13 protein-coding genes and 1 pseudogene are annotated in these 17,413 nt (G+C 71.0%); 4 read left to right on the forward strand and 10 right to left on the reverse strand.

Features of this window, described 5'->3' with window-relative positions; translation table 11 throughout:
- Nucleotides 1–139 precede the first annotated feature (139 nt).
- Nucleotides 140–820 (reverse strand): endonuclease NucS, encoded by a 681-nt coding sequence (gene nucS, locus E0500_RS16840; protein WP_131559060.1) that lies wholly within the window; start codon nucleotides 818–820, stop codon nucleotides 140–142.
- Between the two features lie 355 nt (nucleotides 821–1,175).
- On the opposite strand from nucS, the gene E0500_RS16845 reads away from it, so the two are divergent.
- Nucleotides 1,176–1,568: an SCO5389 family protein gene (locus E0500_RS16845; protein ID WP_131559062.1), complete on the forward strand. Its 393-nt coding sequence runs from the start codon at nucleotides 1,176–1,178 to the stop codon at nucleotides 1,566–1,568.
- Between the two features lie 330 nt (nucleotides 1,569–1,898).
- On the opposite strand, the gene E0500_RS16850 is transcribed toward E0500_RS16845, so the two are convergent.
- A complete protein-coding gene (locus E0500_RS16850) occupies nucleotides 1,899–2,927 on the reverse strand; it encodes an LLM class flavin-dependent oxidoreductase (protein WP_131559064.1) in 1,029 nt (342 codons plus the stop codon).
- Nucleotides 2,928–3,151: 224 nt separating this feature from the next.
- Here E0500_RS16850 and E0500_RS16855 point away from each other — a divergent pair, with 224 nt between their 5' ends.
- Complete coding sequence (locus E0500_RS16855) at nucleotides 3,152–3,484, forward strand: ATP/GTP-binding protein (protein WP_131559066.1); 333 nt, start codon at nucleotides 3,152–3,154, stop codon at nucleotides 3,482–3,484.
- A gap of 57 nt (nucleotides 3,485–3,541) precedes the next feature.
- Here E0500_RS16855 and E0500_RS16860 read toward each other — a convergent pair whose 3' ends face one another.
- The 7 genes and pseudogenes from E0500_RS16860 to mce all read right to left on the reverse strand — a co-directional run bounded on the left by E0500_RS16860 (nucleotide 3,542) and on the right by mce (nucleotide 13,533).
- Nucleotides 3,542–4,381: an ABC transporter permease subunit gene (locus E0500_RS16860; protein ID WP_131559068.1), complete on the reverse strand. Its 840-nt coding sequence runs from the start codon at nucleotides 4,379–4,381 to the stop codon at nucleotides 3,542–3,544.
- Nucleotides 4,353–5,624, reverse strand: a pseudogene (locus E0500_RS16865) (ABC transporter ATP-binding protein); the annotation flags it as partial. The gene E0500_RS16860 and the pseudogene E0500_RS16865, both read right to left, overlap by 29 nt.
- Before the next feature lie 343 nt (nucleotides 5,625–5,967).
- Entirely contained in the window at nucleotides 5,968–6,738 is a 771-nt protein-coding gene (locus tag E0500_RS16870; protein ID WP_131570378.1) for an ABC transporter permease, read from the reverse strand.
- Nucleotides 6,739–6,740: 2 nt separating this feature from the next.
- Complete coding sequence (locus E0500_RS16875; protein WP_258572808.1) at nucleotides 6,741–7,727, reverse strand: ATP-binding cassette domain-containing protein; 987 nt, start codon at nucleotides 7,725–7,727, stop codon at nucleotides 6,741–6,743.
- A gap of 144 nt (nucleotides 7,728–7,871) precedes the next feature.
- Nucleotides 7,872–8,807 carry a cellulose-binding protein gene (locus E0500_RS16880; protein ID WP_131570376.1) on the reverse strand — a complete coding sequence of 312 codons (936 nt, stop codon included), beginning with the start codon at nucleotides 8,805–8,807 and terminating at the stop codon, nucleotides 7,872–7,874.
- A 194-nt stretch (nucleotides 8,808–9,001) separates the two neighbouring features.
- The gene (scy, locus tag E0500_RS16885; protein ID WP_131570374.1) at nucleotides 9,002–12,850 is read right to left on the reverse strand and encodes a polarized growth protein Scy; all 3,849 of its coding nucleotides are present in this window, start codon (nucleotides 12,848–12,850) and stop codon (nucleotides 9,002–9,004) included.
- 242 nt (nucleotides 12,851–13,092) lie between these two features.
- Entirely contained in the window at nucleotides 13,093–13,533 is a 441-nt protein-coding gene (gene mce / locus E0500_RS16890; RefSeq protein WP_131570372.1) for a methylmalonyl-CoA epimerase, read from the reverse strand.
- 147 nt (nucleotides 13,534–13,680) lie between these two features.
- Between mce and E0500_RS16895 the strand changes: the two genes are divergently transcribed.
- Both E0500_RS16895 and meaB read left to right on the forward strand, forming a co-directional pair.
- Nucleotides 13,681–14,883, forward strand: a complete 1,203-nt coding sequence (locus tag E0500_RS16895) for an acetyl-CoA C-acetyltransferase (RefSeq protein ID WP_131570371.1) — start codon at nucleotides 13,681–13,683, stop codon at nucleotides 14,881–14,883.
- A gap of 149 nt (nucleotides 14,884–15,032) precedes the next feature.
- Complete coding sequence (gene meaB, locus E0500_RS16900; RefSeq protein ID WP_131570369.1) at nucleotides 15,033–15,989, forward strand: methylmalonyl Co-A mutase-associated GTPase MeaB; 957 nt, start codon at nucleotides 15,033–15,035, stop codon at nucleotides 15,987–15,989.
- A gap of 633 nt (nucleotides 15,990–16,622) precedes the next feature.
- On the opposite strand, the gene E0500_RS16905 is transcribed toward meaB, so the two are convergent.
- Nucleotides 16,623–17,288: a PepSY domain-containing protein gene (locus tag E0500_RS16905; protein ID WP_131571743.1), complete on the reverse strand. Its 666-nt coding sequence runs from the start codon at nucleotides 17,286–17,288 to the stop codon at nucleotides 16,623–16,625.
- Nucleotides 17,289–17,413 lie beyond the last annotated feature (125 nt).

Raw genomic sequence — 17,413 nt, forward strand, 5'->3', positions numbered from 1 at the left:
GTACCCCCATTCGCCGCACGGCGCGCAGGGACGGGTGGCTTCGCCACATGACCCTCGGCGCCGCACGCCGAGAGCACGCACCGAACGCCGCTCCTTCTTCCACGGAGACCCGTCAGAAGGCCCCGAGGTGCGTCGCCGCTCAGAACAGCCGCAGCTTGTCGTCCTCGATGCCGCGGAGCGCGTTGTAGTCCAGGACCGTGCAGCCGATGCCGCGGTCGGTGGCGAGGACCCGGGCCTGGGGCTTGATCTCCTGGGCCGCGAAGATGCCGCGTACGGGAGCGAGATGCGGGTCGCGGTTCAACAGCTCCAGGTACCGCGTGAGTTGCTCCACGCCGTCGATCTCGCCGCGCCGCTTGATCTCCACGGCCACGGTCTGCCCGTCGGCGTCCCGGCACAGGATGTCGACGGGGCCGATGGCGGTCATGTACTCGCGGCGGATGAGCGTGTAGCCCTCGCCCAGGGTCTCGATACGGTCGGCGAGCAGCTCCTGGAGGTGCGCTTCCACGCCGTCCTTGATCAGGCCCGGGTCCACGCCCAGATCGTGCGAGGAGTCGTGGAGGACCTCCTCCATGGTGATGATGAGCTTCTCGCCCGCCTTGTTGGTGACGGTCCAGACGCCCGCCTTGCCTTCACCGTCTCCCTCGCCCTCCTTCAGCGCGCAGGGCGGGGACATCCAGTTGAGGGGCTTGTAGGCCCGGTCGTCCGCGTGGATCGAGACGCTGCCGTCCGCCTTCACCAGGATCAGACGGGGGGCTGAGGGGAGATGGGCCGTGAGCCGCCCGGCGTAGTCCACGGAGCAGCGGGCAATGACGAGACGCATGGTCGGAAACGCTACTCGACATCCGCCGCCGTACGCGATTCGGCCTCCTCAGAGCCGCTTGAGTGACCTGAGTGACCCCGGGGAAGTGCAGGTCAACCCCCATGCCGCCCGGCGTGCGCCTCCCGCGCCCGGAGCGTGCCGTCGATCGGCATGTGCCAGAGGCAACACGTTTGCGGCAATGGCTGATTGTGGTCGTAGTGGGAGTTCCCCGTATCCCCATTCTCCTGGTGCGGCCACCGCCCGGTGCTTAACGTATAAACGGGAGGTCGCGGTGCGTGTACGCAGCGTGTTTGATATCGCGAACTCCCTCCCTGTCCGTCAACCCCCGCCCGGCGGGGGTGCGAGAGGAGAACCCATGTCGCTCGACGTCTCACCGGCCCTACTCGAACAGGCCGAGCGAGGCGAGGTCGACGAAGCCGCCTTCGTCGACTGCGTCCGGACCTCCCTGCCCTACGCATGGGAGATGATCAGTTCCCTGGTGGCCCAGCTGAAGGTCGACGGCGGCGAGTTCGCCGACAACCAGACGCCCCCGCCGGACGAGCAGGCACGTGGCCAGCTGCTGCGTGCGCTCGCGAGCGACGCGATACGCGGCGCGCTGCAACGGCACTTCGGTGTGCGATTGGCCTTCCAGAACTGCCACCGGGTGGCCGTGTTTCCGCTGGACCCCTCAGTGGACGACACGCTGGCTCGCTTCACCTCCGTGCGCAACCAGCTGCTGAACCAGTCACCGGAGCTCCGGGACTGCTGAGGCGGGCTTGCCGCACTGCTTGCCGCTCCGTACGCGGGAGGTGCATTCGTACCGGGGCGGCAAGCTCCCCGCCAGACGCGGCCCTAGGGCCTGTTCTGAGTTCCCCGCCTGCGCCCCGACAACCGGCACGCTCCCCCACTGCCTCAAGGGCGTGGGAGGTACCCCCACTCACCGCACGACGCCACAGGACAGCTGGCTCCGCCACATGACCTGCGACGCCACACGCCGAGGGCACGCACCGGCTGCGGACGTCAGCGGCTCCGCCGCGGGCGCTGCGCCCGCGCTTCGCGCGGACGACGGGGAACTCAGAACAGGCCCCAGCGCGTCCGCTCAGCCGAGGTGGGGGAGCACCTCGGCGCCCAGCCGCCGGACGGTCTCCTCGGTGGCCGCCAGGTCGCCCGAACCCTCGACGAGCAGCGCGAAGCGCGAGATGCCCGTCCGCTCCGACGTCGCGGCAAGCCGGTCCGCGCACAGGCGCGGGGTGCCCACCGGGTGCAGCCCGCAGAGCAGTTCGGTGTACGCCAGGGGGTCGCGCATCGCGCGGGCGCGGCCGTCCACCGTCACATGGGCGTCCAGGCCGTGCTTCAGCCAGCCCGGCATCGCCTTCGTGAGCGCCTCTACGGCGTCCGTCCGCCGGTCCGCGATCTGGCAGACACCGGCCGACACGTGGCCGGCAACGGCGATCTCGTCCGCCGAACGGCCCGCCGCACGCGCGTAATTGCGCCACAGTGCGACCATCTCCGCCTTCTCCTCGTCCCCTACGTGCATCCCGAGGAGCATCGGCAGGCCGTGCTCGGCCGCGAGCCGGACGCTCGACGGTGAGGTGCAGGCGACGACGACCTCCGGGCCCGGGACGCCGCTCAGCACCTCCGAGGGCCTGGGGACGACCGGGACCTCACGGAAGGCGAATCGTTCCCCCGATGCCTCCACCGAGGGGTGGCGCAGCCAGCGCACCAGCAGATCGAGTGATTCGGGGAACCCCTTCTCGTACGCCTCGATCCCCGCCCCGAAGACCTCCAGGTCCACCCACGGCCCCCCGCGTCCCACCCCCAGCGAGAAGCGGCCGCCGGACGTCACGTGTAGCAGCGCGGCCTGCTCGCCGAGGGCCACCGGGTGGACGGTGGGGAGCACGCTGACCGCTGTGCCGACGCGGATCCGCCGGGTGCGCCCGAGCAGGAGCGCGGCGAACGTGACCGCCGACGGACACGTCCCGTACGGCACGAAGTGGTGTTCGGCCAGCCAGACCGCGTCGAGGCCGGCCTCCTCGGTCACCTCGGCCGTCCGGACGGCGCGGTGGAGCGCCTCCCCCTGGCCCTGTCCAGGGAACTGGGCCGCAAGTACAAATGTCCCAACGTGCATCGCGTTTCCTGCTTTCTCGGCGCTCCGACCCGGAGCTCCCCCACCCGGCATAACCCCCTGACACGTGACGAGGACACGGCTTGTCGGCGAGATTTGCGGATTGTCTGCAGAATGCGTCGTGCGGAGGGGAGTCTGTGACGGTTCGTGGAGTACGCGTACCCGTGGTCGGCGCGCGTAGGCTGGACGCGACCCCGTCCCCCTTGTATAGCCCCGTGAGGTGTTCTGTGTCCCCGCGTCGCAATCGACCCAAGGGTGCCGGCTCGTCCGGCCGGAGCGCCGACGAGGACCGGGCCGACCGTTACGGCGGCTGGCAGTCGAGCGAGAACTGGCAGGGCGAGGACTGGAGCGTGCGCCATGTGGCCGGGGCGAGCTCCGAGGGAAAGACGTACCGCTGCCCGGGCTGCGACCAGATGATCTCCTCCGGAGTCCCGCACGTGGTGGCCTGGCCGCAGCACGCCGGCGTCGACGATCGCCGCCACTGGCACAAGGCCTGCTGGAACGCGAAGGACCGCCGCACCTCAAGGGTGCAGCGGTCCCGTAACGCGCCACGCTTCTAGGGCGGTCCGGCGAAGTCCGGTGCGTTTCCTCGGTACTTCACCGGTACATCGCCGCGGTTAGACGTCCCGCCGCTCCAGCAGCACGTACGCTCCCACGATCGCGGCCGCCGTCACACCCACGAGGAGGCCCAGTTGGGCGTTGCCTCCGCCCGCCTCGTTGTCCAGCCCGAAGATCTTGGCGAGGGCGTTGGGGGCGTTGTAGTCCAGCATCTTCTCGCCGATCTTGCGCATGCTGTCGGAGAACAGCAGGAACGCGGGCAGGATCGCGGGCACCAGCACGACGCCGAGCATCGCGGTGATCGCACCCGCGGAGTGCCGCAGCATCGAGCCCACCGCGAGCGAGAGGACGCCCAGCAGCGAGACGTACAGGGCGCCCTTGAGGACCGTACCGCCCCACTCGTTGCCCGTGGAGTCGCCGTGCAGGCTCTGCGTGAACAGGCCGACCGCCCCGATGGCGACGGCCGACACGACGAACGCCACCGCGAAGAAGATCAGCAGCTTGGCGGTGAGCACCCGGTGCCGCTGCGGCGAGGCTGTGAACGTCGTACGGACCATGCCCGTGCCGTACTCCGACGAGACCACCAGCACGCCCAGTGTGATGAGGCAGATCTGCCCCAGCACCAGACCGAAGAAGGCCGGGACGGTGAACGGGACGTCCGTGAAGGCCTCGTCCTCCGTCTGCGTCGCCACCAGGAAGCCGATGCCGACGACGAGCAGCAGGAAGATGCCCAGCGTCCACATCGTCGAGCGCACCGACTTGATCTTCGTCCACTCGGAGGCGAGCGCGTGCCCGAGGTGGGTGCGCACGACGGGGATCGGCGATGTGTACGACACTCCGGGCGCCCCCTGCCAGTGCGGAGCGGGCTGCTGGGGCGCGGGAGGCTGGGGCGTGCTCATCGGGCGTCCTCGGGCTTGTTCGGGTCGGCGGGGAGGGGGCGGGGGCGTGTGCGGGCGCGGAGGGCTGTGCGGGCGGCTGCGGGCCCGCGGGGGCCCCGGTGGCGTACGGGTTGGGCTGTCCCGGGGCCGGCGCACCGGGCGCGGGCGGGGCACCGTACGGCCCTGCGGGCGGCTGCCCCTGGGGCATGCCCGGCGGCATCGCGAACGGCTGGCCGCCCTGCTGGGGCGGCGGCGGGGCGTACCACCCCGGCTGGCCCTGACCCGGCACCGGCGCCGGCGGCTGCGCACCGGGCGGCAGCGGCTGCATCAGCCCTTCCTTCTGGTCGATGGTCGACCGGTAGTCGACGGCGCCCTGCGTCATCCGCATGTACGCCTCCTCCAGCGAGGCCTGGTGCGGTGACAGCTCCCACAGCCGTACGTCGGCGCCGTGCGCGAGATCGCTGATGCGCGGCAGCGGCAGGCCGGTCACGCGCAGCCCACCGTCCGCCTCGGGCAGCACCTGGCCGCCCGCCTCGGTCAGGGCGGCCGTCAGTTTCTCCCGCTGCTGCGGCTCGGTGTCGGGCGTGCGGACCCGTGCGAAGCCGGCCGAGTTCTGCGCGATGAAGTCCTTGACGCTCATGTCCGAGAGCAGCTGGCCGCGCCCGATCACGATCAGGTGCTCGGCGGTCAGCGCCATCTCGCTCATGAGGTGGGACGAGACGAAGACGGTCCGTCCCTCCGCCGCGAGCGACTTCATCAGGTTCCGCACCCACAGGATGCCCTCGGGGTCGAGCCCGTTGACCGGCTCGTCGAAGAGCAGCACCTGGGGATCACCGAGCAGCGCGGCGGCGATCCCCAGCCGCTGCCCCATGCCCAGCGAGAACCCCTTGGACCGCTTTTTGGCCACGTCCTGCAGACCCACGACGCCCAGCACCTCGTCCACCCGGCGCGCCGGGATGCCGGACAGCTGCGCGAGGCACAGCAGGTGACTGCGGGCACTGCGCCCGCCGTGCACGGCCTTGGCGTCCAGCAGGGCGCCCACCTGGCGGGCGGCGTTCTGCAGCTTCCGGTACGGGTGGCCGCCGATCGTCACCTGCCCCGAGGTGGGGTTGTCCAGGCCCAGGATCATCCGCATGGTCGTCGACTTGCCCGAGCCGTTCGGCCCGAGGAAGCCGGTGACGGTACCCGGCCGCACCTGGAAGGAAAGGTTGTACACGGCGGTCTTGTCGCCGTAGCGCTTCGTCAGGCCGACTGCCTCGATCATGCTCCGCACCCATCACAAGGTTCAGGACGTCGGGGCGCACGCCCCCCGTAAGGGTTATGAAGCATATCGGGGTGCTGACGGTTCCCTCCGGGGGTGGAGTGGCTCAGCGTCTGCCGGGTCCCCCCCCGGGGGGTGTGGCCGGTCGGTCTCGTCTGCCGGGTTCTGTCCGTGAGCGGCTGCGGGTCCGTCGTGGTTGATCGCGCAGTTCCCCGCGCCCCTAAAAGCCTCGGGCGCACCCTGCGCTTTCAAGGGGCGCGGGGAACTGCGCGACAAGCCACATACAACCCGCACAAGGCCACCGGCAGAACCCGGCAGACGCGCCCCCACCCAGCCGGCGCAGCGCTCACGCATCGCGTCGCCGAAGCAGCACATACCCGCCCGCCAGCGCCGCGAGCACCCACAGCACCATGATCCCCAGGCCACCCCACGGCCCGTACGGCGCGGCCTCGCCGGCCCGTGGGACGACCTGCATGATCTTGCTCCCGGCCTGGTCGGGGAGGTAGCGGGCGACCTTCTTGGTCGCCGACACATTGCTGAGGATGTTGGACACCAGGAAGAAGAACGGCATCAGGACGCCCAGCGCCGGCATCGGGCTGCGCAGCATCGCGGCCACGCCCATGGAGAACACGGCGATGAGCGTCATGTAGAGCCCGCCCCCGACGACCGCGCGCAGGACGCCGGGCTCGTCGAGCGACGTACGGTGCTCGCCGAGCATCGACTGCCCGAGGAGGAAGGCGACGAAGCTGGTCGCGAGGCCGACGGCGAAGGCGAGCACGGTCGCCACCGTGATCTTGCTGAAGAGGAGTGTGCCGCGCTGCGGGACGGCGGCCAGCGAGGTGCGGATCATGCCGGTGCTGTACTCGTTCGACACCACCAGCACACCGAACACGATCATCGCGAGCTGACCGAGACTCATCCCCGCGAAGCTCACGTACGTCGGGTCGAAGGCGACCCTCTCCTCCGCGGGCAGGTGGTCCCAGTCGCGGCTCAGCAGCGCCGAGATCAGCATGCCGAGCGCGATCGTGACGACCGCGGCGATTCCGAGTGTCCACACCGTGGACGCCACCGAACGGATCTTGGTCCACTCGGAACGGACGACCTGTACCGACGCCACGTTCAGGCCCCCTTCTTCTGCCAGTCGCTGCCCCACGCCTGCCGCGCGGACGCCGACAGCGCCTCGCCGGAGGCCGGGACGGCGCCCGTGTGCGCGTGGTACTCCACCGACTCCGCCGTCAGCCGCATGAACGCCTCCTCCAAGGAGGCCTGCTGCGGGCTCAGCTCATGCAGCACGACCTCGTGCTGTGCGGCCAGCTCACCGATCCATTCGGCCTTGCCGCCGTCCACCTCCAGCGCCCCGCCGTCCGCCTCGACCGCCGTGATCCCCGCCCCGCCCAGCACGTCCAGCAACCGCTCGCGTTGCGGGGTACGGATGCGGACGTACGACCGGGAGTTCCGCTCGATGAAGTCCGCCATGGAGGTGTCGGCGAGCAGCCTGCCCTGACCGATGACGACGAGATGGTCGGCGGTCAGCGCCATCTCGCTCATCAGGTGTGAGGAGACGAAGACGGTACGGCCCTGGGAGGCGAGGGATTTCATCAGGGTGCGGATCCAGTGGATGCCCTCGGGGTCGAGCCCGTTGACCGGCTCGTCGAACATCAGGATCCGGGGATCGCCGAGGAGCGCGCCCGCGATACCGAGCCGCTGCCCCATGCCGTACGAGAATCCCTTGGCCTTCTTCCGGGCCACCGCCGTGAGGCCGACGGCGTCGAGGACCTCGCCCACGCGGCTCCTGGGGATGCCGTTGCTCTGTGCGAGGCACAGGAGGTGGTTGTAGGCACTGCGGCCGCCGTGCACGGCCTTCGCGTCGAGGAGCGCGCCGATGTACGTCAGCGGGTCCTTGAGCTGGTCGTAGCGCTTGCCGTCGATCCGCACGTCACCCACGGTCGGCCGGTCGAGCCCGAGCATCATCCGCATCGTCGTCGACTTGCCGGCCCCGTTCGGCCCGAGGAACCCGGTCACGATGCCGGGCCGGACGGTGAAGGTGAGGTTGTTGACCGCGACTTTCTCGCCGTAGCGCTTGGTCAGCGCCTCAAGCTCGATCATGGGCTCACGCTAAGACGGCGGTCCGGGGGCCGCCACTTGAATCCGTTGCCGGCGGGCAGCAGCACGCGCATGCCACAGGACGCCGCACAACGCCACAGGCCCGCACCGTCCGGGGACGGTGCGGGCCTGTGCTGTCGCTACTGGTTACCGGGACTGCTGCGCCGGAACCCCACGGGTGATCGGCTCGTCCTCGGCCGGCGAACCGGCGGCGGCCACCGCGGCGCCCGTGAGCGTCGCGAGCATCTCGCGGACGTTCGTCAGCTGGGCGTTGATGCTGTCGCGGCGGTTGGTGAGGGCGGCCAGCTCGCGCTCGGATTCCGAACGGATGCGGTCGGCCTTGGCGTTGGCGTCGGCCACGATGTCCTCGGCCTGGCGCTGGGCCGTCTCCACCGTCTGGCGGGCGCGGCGCTCGGCGTCCGTGCGCAGCTTCTCGGCCTCCAGACGGAGCTGCTCGGCGCGGTGCTCGATCTCGGCGAGGCGCTTCTCGGCCTTGGCCTGACGGGAGGCCAGGTCGCGCTCGGACTGCTCGCGGCGCTTGGCGAGGTTCGTCTCGAAGTCCGCGGCGGCCTGAGCGGCCTTGGCGCGCGTCTCCTCGAAGAGGGCGTCCGCCTCCTCACGCTTGGACTGCGCGTCCTTCTGCGCCTCGGACCGCAGCTGGGAGGCCTCGCCCTTGGCCTTCTCGACGATCCGGACGCCCTCGTCCTCGGCCTTGGCCTTGCGCTCCGCAGCGAACGATTCTGCGTCGTTGCGCACCTGCTGGGCCGCCGACTCGGCGAGCTCGCGGTGCTGCTCGGCGGCGCGGCGGGCCTCCTCGCGCAGGTCCTTCGCCTCTTCCTCGGCGAGACGGAGGATCTTCTCGACGCGCGCGCCGAGACCGGCGTACGACGGCTCGGCGTCGGTGACCTGGGCCTGGGCGTTCTGCGTTTCGAGGTGCAGTTCCTCGATGCGCTTTTCCAGAGCTGTGATGCGAGCCAGAGCGCTGTCGCGGTCGGAGACGAGCTTAGAGATGCGTTCGTCCACCTGAGCGCGGTCGTACCCACGCCGCACAAGCTCGAAGCCGTAGGGGGAAGTGTCGCTCATGGGGTTCCTGTCGAATGAGACCGGTGAGGTGATAGGTGGAATCCTAGGGGGCGAAGCGGCGTGTCATCGAGCAGATGCACCGTTTGATCTGGAGAATGACACCCCTTTTGAGTGGCGAACCAGCAGATTACTCACCAGAGACCCTGCGTAGAGGGCTCCGGCACGCTCCGACAAGCACGGATCGGCGCCTCTGGCTAGTTGTCTGACACCTTGCCACCCGATCGGGGTGCGCCCACCGCGGCGCCTGCCTTGACGCCGCCGTCCTTGCCGCTCGACGGGGCCTCAAAAGACTCCAACGCCTCCAGGACGTCCTGGACACGGGAGATCTCCGCATTGATGTCCTCGCGGCGCCGCACCAGGACCTCCAGCTCGCGCTTGCCCTCCTCGACGGTGGCCCGCGCCTCGCGGATCGCCTCGGCCTTGAGCTCCTCGGCCTCCCGGACGAGCGTGTTCTTCTTCTGCTCGGCCTCCTTCAGGAGCCCCTCGGCCTTCTTGACGGCGGCGATCCGCACCTTGCCCGCCTCGGAGTTGGCCTCCGAGACCAGTTCCTTGGCCTTCGCCCGGGCCTTCTCCAACTGCTCCTCGGCGGCCTTGATGAGCGCGTCGCACCGGTCGCCCGCAGTCCTCATCGTCTCGGCCGACTCGCGGCGGGCCCGCTCGTGCAGTGCCTCGATCTCGCCCGTGATGCGGTCGCGCAGTTCCTCCGCGCGCTCTCTTATCGCGGTGGCGTCCCGGCGCGCGCCCACCAGCAGTTCGTCCGCGTCCGTACGGGCCCGCTCCACCCGCGAGTTGCCCTCCCGGGTCGCCTGCGAGACCAGGCGTTCGGCCTCCGTACGCGCCGCGCCGACCATGGTGTCGGCCTGCGCCTCGGCGTCCGCGGTGGTCTTGTGCGCGGTCGCCTGCGCCTCGGAGATCAGCTTGTCGGCCTCGGCGGCCGTCTCCGTGATCAGCTTGTCGACCTGCTCGGCCGCCTCGGAACGCCGCTTGTTGGCGTCCCTGCGGGTCTCGTCCAGCAGCCGGTCGGCCTCATCGCGTCCGGCCGTGGTGAGCCGCTCGGCCTCGGCCTCCGCGTCGGCCCTGACGCGCTCGGCCTCGGCGCGCACACGCTCGGCGTGCTGCTGCGCGGAACCGACCGTCTCGGCCGCCTCGGCACGCAGCCGCTCGGCCTCGCCGGTCGCGTCCGAGAGGAGCTTGTCGGCCTTGGCGACGGACTCGGCGCGCCGCCGCTCGACCTCCGCGGCCGTCTCGTTGGTGAGCCGCTCCGCCTCGGCCGTCACCTCGGTGATGAGCGTGTCGGCCTGGGTGGCCGCGTCCGAGCGGATCCGGTTCGCGTCCTCGCGGGCCTCCGCCCGGGCGCGTGAAGCCTCCTGCTCGGCGGCCGCGATGGTGTCCGACGCCTCGGTGCGTACGCGCTGGGCGTGCTCGGCCGCGTCGGCGCGCAGCCGCTCGGCCTCCGCGATCGCCTCCGAAACCGTGCGGTCCGCGAGCGACTTGGCGGCATCCGACTCCGCCGCCGCCTCGCGCCGGATCCGGGCCGCGTCCTCGCTGGCCCGCTCCCGCTCGGCGTACGCGTCGCCGCGGACCCGGTCCGACTCCTCCTCGGCCTCCCGCCGCATACGGTCCGCCACATGCTCGGCGGCGTTGCGCAGCCCGGCGATCTCCTCCTGGGCCTGCTCGTGCAGCCCGACCACGGAGTCACGCACCTGCTGGGCGTGCTGCTCGGCGGCCGACACCATCTCGGTGGCGCGCCGGTCGGCCTCCTCGATCAGCCGCAGCGCCTCGGCCTCGGCCTCCTCCACGCGCTTGCGCGCCGAGGCCAGCAGCTCCTCGCTCTGCTCACGGGCCCGCTCGCGCTCCTGGTCGGCCTCCTGCCGGGCGGCGCCGAGGAGTTCCTCCGCCTCGCGGCGGCGCCGGGCGGCCTCCTCCTGTGCGGCGGCCAGCGCCTCGGCGCTCTCGGTCGCCAGCCGCTCGGCCGCGGCCAGCGCCTCGGCCCGTACCCGGTCGGCGGTGTCCTGCGCCTCCGACTTCAGCCGCTCCGCCTCGGCCGCGGCCTCCGACCGCAGGCGTACGGCGATGCTCTCGCCCTCGGCCCGGGACGCGGACGCGTCGGAGGCGGCCTCGTCGCGCACCCGCTCGGCCTCGGCCTCGGCCTGCGCCTGGAGCGTACGAATCCGCTCGGCGGCCTCGGAACGGAGCCGGTCGATCTCCTCGGCGGCCTCACGGCGGATCCGCTCCGCCTCCGCGCGGGCGTCGCTGAGCGCCTGCTCCGCCGATGTGAGCCGCTGTTCGGCCTCGGAGTGCAGCCGGCTCAGCTCGTCGGCGGCCTCCGCCTCGCGGGACGCGACCGCCCGCTCGGTCTCCTCACGCAGCTCACGGGCCGCGCGCTCGGCCTCCTCCTTGGTGGCCTCGGACTGCTCGACGGCCTCGGCACGGTGCCGCTCGGCCTCCTTGCGGGTCCGGTCCAGGGTGTCCTCGGCCTGGCGGCGCAGCGTCGAGGCGCGCTCGATGGCCTCCGTACGGACCTTCTCGCTGTCCGTCGTCGCCGACGCCCGCAGCTCGTCCGCGTCCGCCTTCGCCTTGGCGAGCAGCTCTTCGGCGGTCCTGGCCGCTTCCTCGATCTGCTGGACGGCCTCGCGGCGGGCCTCGGCGCGGATGCGCTCGCCCTCGGCGACCCCGTCGGCCCGCAGCTGCTCGGCCTCGCCGCGCAGCCGACGTGCCTCCTCCTGCAACTCGACCGTCTTGGCGCGGTACTCCTCGGTGTCGTCCTTCGCCGCGCCCTTGAGCTGCTCGGCGAGGTCGAGCGCCTCGGACCGCAGCCGGTCCGCCTCGGTCTCGGCCTCCCGGCGGATCCGCTCGGCCTCCTCGGAGGCCGCCTTGGTGGTGTTCCTGGCGTCCTCCGACGCCTTGTTGAGGACGTCCTCGGCGGTCTTCGCCGTCTTGGCGAGCTGGGAGGCGGATTCCTCCGCGGTGATGCTGCGCGCCTTCTCGGACGCCTCGGCGACGATCTTCTCGGCCTCGGCCCGGGCGTCCGCGACGACTTCCTCGGCGGTCGCCTTGGTGCTCTCGGCCTCCTTCGTGGCTTCCTGGACCAGACGGGCGACCTGTTCCTTCGCCGTCCGAGTGCGCTGCTCGTTCGTCGACTCGGCGTTCGCCAGGGCCTTGGCCGCGGCCTCCTTGGCCTCGGCGACCACCTTGTCGGCCTCGGCGCGGGCCTTCTGCAGCGCCGTCTCGGCCTCGGCCATGCGCTGCCCGGCGGCCCGGCTCAGCTCGGTGGCCTGACGGCGTGCGCTGTCCGACTCGGTCGCGGAGCTGGAACGCAGCTGCTCGGCGTGCTCGGTGGCCTCCTGGGCCTGCGTGGAGGCGGCGTTCAGCAGACGCTCGGCGTCCGTGCGGGCCCGGCGCAGGATCTGGTCGGCCTCGGCTCGGGCCGACTCCGCCTCGTCCTGGAGCCGCTGACGGGCCTCGCTCGCGACCCGCTCGGCCTCGGCGCGGGCCGCGGCGAGCGCCTGGTCGGCCTCGGTACGGGACTGGTCCAGCAGACGGCGGGCCTGCTGCTCGGTGCGGGCGCGCAGCTGCTCCGCCCAGGACACGTTCTCGTTGACGTGCGACTCGACGGTCTGGCGGCGCTCGGAGAGCTCCTGGTCGAGCTGCTGGCGGCGCGACACGGCCTCGGCGTGCAGTTCGGCCTGGAGGCGGGCGGCCTGCTCGGCGTGCTCCTGGAGGATGCGCTGGGTCTGCGCGCGTGCCTGGCTCAGCTCGCGCTCGGCCTCGGAGCGCAGCTGGTCGGCCTGCATCTGGGCCTGACGGAGCATCTGGTCGGCCTGGTAGCCGATGTCGGACCCGTCGAACGAGGGTCGGGACATGATGGTGCGGCGCGCCTCGTGAAGCTTGGCGCGCAGCACCTCGACCTGGTAGCCGAGGTCCTCGGCGTGCTGGATCGCCTTTTCCCGCTCGGTCTTCAGCCGCTCCATCTCGGCCTCGAACCGAGAGAGGTGGTCGACGTCAGCCGCCGGCTCTCGCTCCTGGCGTTCGTAGCCCCGCACTCCGCGGTCCCATCCGTCCCCTGGTCGCAAGCTTCTCCAAACGAGCTCCGTCCAACCGCCGAACGGGGCCCCCGGGGAATGGTGTCAGATCAACGGCGGAGCGCGGGCTGCCGCCCTAACCCTCGTCCCCCGAAACCTGGACCCCGGCCCTCGGATCCCGTCGTCGGAAGGCGGCAGAATCCGGGCCGCCTCCTCACGAGGTGACGGCCGAGACCAACCCTACCGGCCCCTATGTACGGGGGTCAGTGCTCAGGTGACTCAACCGGCGCCGAAGTGACCAGTTCTGTCAGTACTCCATGGCAATCCTTCGGGTGCAGGAACGTGATCCGTGACCCCATGGAACCGCGCCGGGGCTCGTCGTACAGGACGCGCACGCCCCGGTCGCGGATCTCGGCGGCGTCCCCGTCCACGTCTGCCGTACCGAACGCGATGTGGTGGACCCCCTCGCCGTTCTTGGCCAGCCACTTCGCGACGGTGGAGTCCTCCCTGGTCGGCTCCAGGAGCTGGAGGTACGACGCGCCGCCGTCGTCCGTGCCGTTGATCCTGATCATGGCCTCGCGTACGCCCTGCTCCTCGTTGACCTCGGAGTGGAACACCTCGAAGCCGTACGTGGCCCGGTAGAACTCGACAGTCGCGTCGAGGTCGAAACAAGCGATCCCGATGTGGTCGATTCGCGTCAGCATGGTCTCAGTGCACCGCTACCGACGTGGTTACGCAACGTGCGCGCGATCACACCGACGGCCAGATGACGCGATGGCCTACCGCTCAGTACATTCGAAGTAAACCCTCGTTCACTCCTCGGCTGTGAAGCTGGAAGGGGATCGCACCTCATGACTGGAACGAACGGCAACACATCGGTGATCGTCGCGGGCGCGCGTACGCCCATGGGGCGGCTGCTGGGTTCGCTGAAGTCCTTCTCCGGAGCCGACCTCGGCGGCTTCGCGATCAAGGCCGCCCTCGACCGTGCGGGGATCGGTGGCGACCAGGTTCAGTACGTGATCATGGGCCAGGTGCTGCAGGCCGGGGCGGGGCAGATCCCGGCGCGCCAGGCCGCGGTCAAGGCGGGCATCCCGATGAACGTCCCGGCGCTCACCATCAACAAGGTGTGCCTGTCGGGCCTCGACGCCATCGCTCTCGCCGACCAGTTGATCCGCGCGGGTGAGTTCGACGTGATCGTCGCGGGTGGTCAGGAGTCCATGACGAACGCCCCCCACCTGCTGCCCAAGTCCCGCGAGGGCTACAAGTACGGCGCGGTCGAGATGCTCGACGCGATGGCCCACGACGGGCTGACCGACGCCTTCGAGAACATCGCCATGGGCGAGTCGACGGAGAAGTACAACACGAAGCTGGGCATCGGCAGGGCCGAGCAGGACGAGATCGCGGCCCTCTCGCACCAGCGTGCGGCGGCCGCGCGGAAGAACGGTGTCTTCGAGGCGGAGATCACACCCGTCGAGATTCCGCAGCGCAAGGGCGAGCCGGTCGTTTTCAGCCAGGATGAGGGCATCCGCGGCGAGACGACGGCCGAGTCGCTGGGCAAGCTGCGTCCGGCTTTCGCCAAGGACGGGACCATCACGGCGGGCTCCTCCTCCCAGATCTCGGACGGTGCGGCGGCCGTGGTCGTGATGAGCAGGGCCAAGGCGGAGGAGCTCGGCCTGGAGTGGATCGCGGAGATCGGCGCGCATGGCAACGTGGCGGGGCCGGACAACTCCCTGCAGTCGCAGCCGTCGAACGCGATCACGCACGCCCTCAAGAAGGAGGGCATCGAGGTTGCCGACCTCGACCTGATCGAGATCAACGAGGCCTTCGCCGCGGTCGCCGTCCAGTCAATGAAGGACCTCGGAGTATCCACGGAAAGGGTGAACGTCAACGGTGGCGCGATCGCCCTCGGCCATCCCATCGGCATGTCCGGCGCCCGTCTGGTCCTCCACCTGGCGCTGGAGCTGCAGCGGCGTGGCGGTGGCGTGGGCGCGGCCGCGCTGTGCGGTGGCGGTGGGCAGGGGGACGCGCTGATCGTGCGGGTACCGAAGGTATGAGGGCGGCGCGGTACGTCAACCGCGGATCGTGCTGACCTCGCGGATCTCTCTGACCTCGCTGGTCTCGTAGACCTCGCTGGTCTCTCTGATCGCTGTGGATTCTCCGGATCTCACCGACCCGGACTCGGACTCACTGAACGGGAGCTGTGATGCAGGACGTCCCCACACTGGTAGCCCAGGCCAGGGAAGGCCGGCCGCGGGCCGTGGCCAGGCTGATCTCGCTGGTGGAGGGGGCGTCCCCGCAGCTCCGTGAGGTCATGGCGGCGCTGGCGCCCCTGACGGGCGGGGCGTACGTGGTGGGCCTGACCGGCTCTCCGGGTGTCGGCAAGTCGACATCGACGTCCGCGCTGGTGACGGCGTACCGGAAGCAGGGCAAGCGGGTCGGGGTCCTGGCGGTGGACCCGTCGTCGCCGTTCTCGGGCGGCGCGCTGCTGGGTGACCGCGTCCGTATGTCGGAGCACGCGTCCGACCCGGGCGTGTACATCCGCTCCATGGCCACGCGCGGGCACCTCGGCGGGCTGGCCTGGGCTGCGCCGCAGGCGATCCGCGTCCTGGACGCGGCGGGCTGCGACGTGATCCTCGTCGAGACGGTCGGCGTGGGCCAGTCGGAGGTGGAGATCGCGTCCCAGGCGGACACGTCGGTCGTGCTCCTGGCACCGGGCATGGGCGACGGCATCCAGGCGGCGAAGGCCGGGATCCTGGAGATCGGTGATGTGTACGTGGTCAACAAGGCCGACCGTGACGGTGCCGATGCGACGGCCCGTGAGCTGAACCACATGCTCGGGCTCGGCGAGTCGCGCTGTCCCGGTGACTGGCGGCCGCCGATCGTGAAGACGGTCGCGGTGCGGGGTGAGGGCCTCGACGAGGTCGTCGAGGCCCTGGAGAAGCACCGGGCCTGGATGGAGGAGCGGGGGGTGCTCGCGGAGCGGCGCCTGTCCCGCGCCTCCCGTGAGGTCGAGACCATAGCGGTGACGGCCCTGCGGGAGCGGATCGGCGACCTGCACGGTGACCGTCACCTGGGCGCGCTGGCGGAGCGGATCGTGGCGGGTGAGCTGGATCCGTACCGGGCGGCGGACGAGCTGGTGGCGGGCCTGACGGAGGGCTGAGCGGGGGGTGTTCTCGCCCCCGCCGCCCCTACCCGTCCCATCCCGAGGGGCTTCGCCCCTTCACCCCGGCCGAGGGGGCTGCGCCCCCTGGACCCCCGCCTCCGATCCCGGGGCTGCGCCCCGGACCCGTACTTCGGGGCGGTGCCCCCTGGCCCGCCTTCGGGGATTCGCCCTCTGGCCCGGGTTCAGGGGATTCGCCCCCGGCCCTTGCTTCGGGGCTTCGCCCCGGACCCCGTTTTCGGGGGCCAGCCCCCGGACCCCCGCTCCTCAAACGCCGGAGGGGCTGGGTGGTGCGGGGCGGGCGCTGGATGGTGCGGGGCGGGGCCGGTGGTGCGGGGCGGGCGCTGGATGGTGTGAGGCGGGGCCGGATGGTGTGAGGCGGGGCCGGATGGTGTGAGGCGGCGCTGGATGGTGTGAGGCGGAGCTGGACTTTTCCCCGTCGGGCTGGACTTTTCCCGGTCGGGCTGGAGTTTTCCCTGACCGGGCCGGGGGGATTTCAGCCGAGGCCAGGCACCCCCAGCCCGTCCGGCGTTTGAGGACGAGGCCGTTCAGGCCGATAGCCGGGGGCTGGGGGCGCAGCCCCCAGGGGACGGGAACGGGTAGGGGCGGCGGGGCGAAACAAACCCCTCCCCCTCAGTCGTCCGAGTCGTCCGACGAACGGTCCGCCGTGACCTTGGCTGTGGTCAGGTTCACGGTCCACTCGCTCTCCGCGCCGTTGGTTCCCGTGGTGTCGACGTCCCAGCCGTGGCCCGACCCCTCGTCTTCGAGTTCGACCGACGTGACCGTGCCCTTGGCGGCTACGGCCTCCGCGGCCTCGGCGGCTGAGACGGAGCTGTTCTGGAGGGCGGCGCGGGCCTCGGCGGCGTCGTCGGCGTCCTCCTGCTCGGTGCGGGAGCCGAGCACCTTGCCGGTACCCGGGTCGACATGGACGGTGTACCAGGTGTTCCCGGAGGACAGGACGTCGATCTCCCAGACGAGGTTCTTGCCCTCGCTTTCGAGTTCGGCCTCGACTGCCGTACCGGACTTCTCCCTCAGCGCGGCCTTGATCGCCTCGGCGGCCGTGACCTTCGCCGCCCTGGCCTCGGCGGCGTCCTCGGCATTGTCGTCCGCATCGTGCCTGTCGTCCCTGTTGCCCCTGTCGTCCCTGTCGTCCGTTTCGTTGGTGTCGTCGTCCTGGACCCGCACGCTCGACCGCTGCGCGGGCGCCTCGTCGTCGCCCGAGACCGCGAGGGCGGTCGCGGTACCGGCGCCGACGAGGGCGGCGGCCGCGATGGTGGCGATGACGATGTTGCGCTTCATGGGGTTCCTCCCGTTCACGGATCAAGCGACCGCTTCCACCTGGTGCGGTCGCTTTCGACGGGAACCAATCTCGCCGAGGCACGCTGAAGCCGACCTGAAGTCCCCTGAAGACTCCTTCAGGTTCG

Origin of the sequence: Streptomyces sp. KM273126, from assembly GCF_004337435.2 — a bacterium.
Lineage (GTDB): Bacteria > Actinomycetota > Actinomycetes > Streptomycetales > Streptomycetaceae > Streptomyces > Streptomyces acidicola.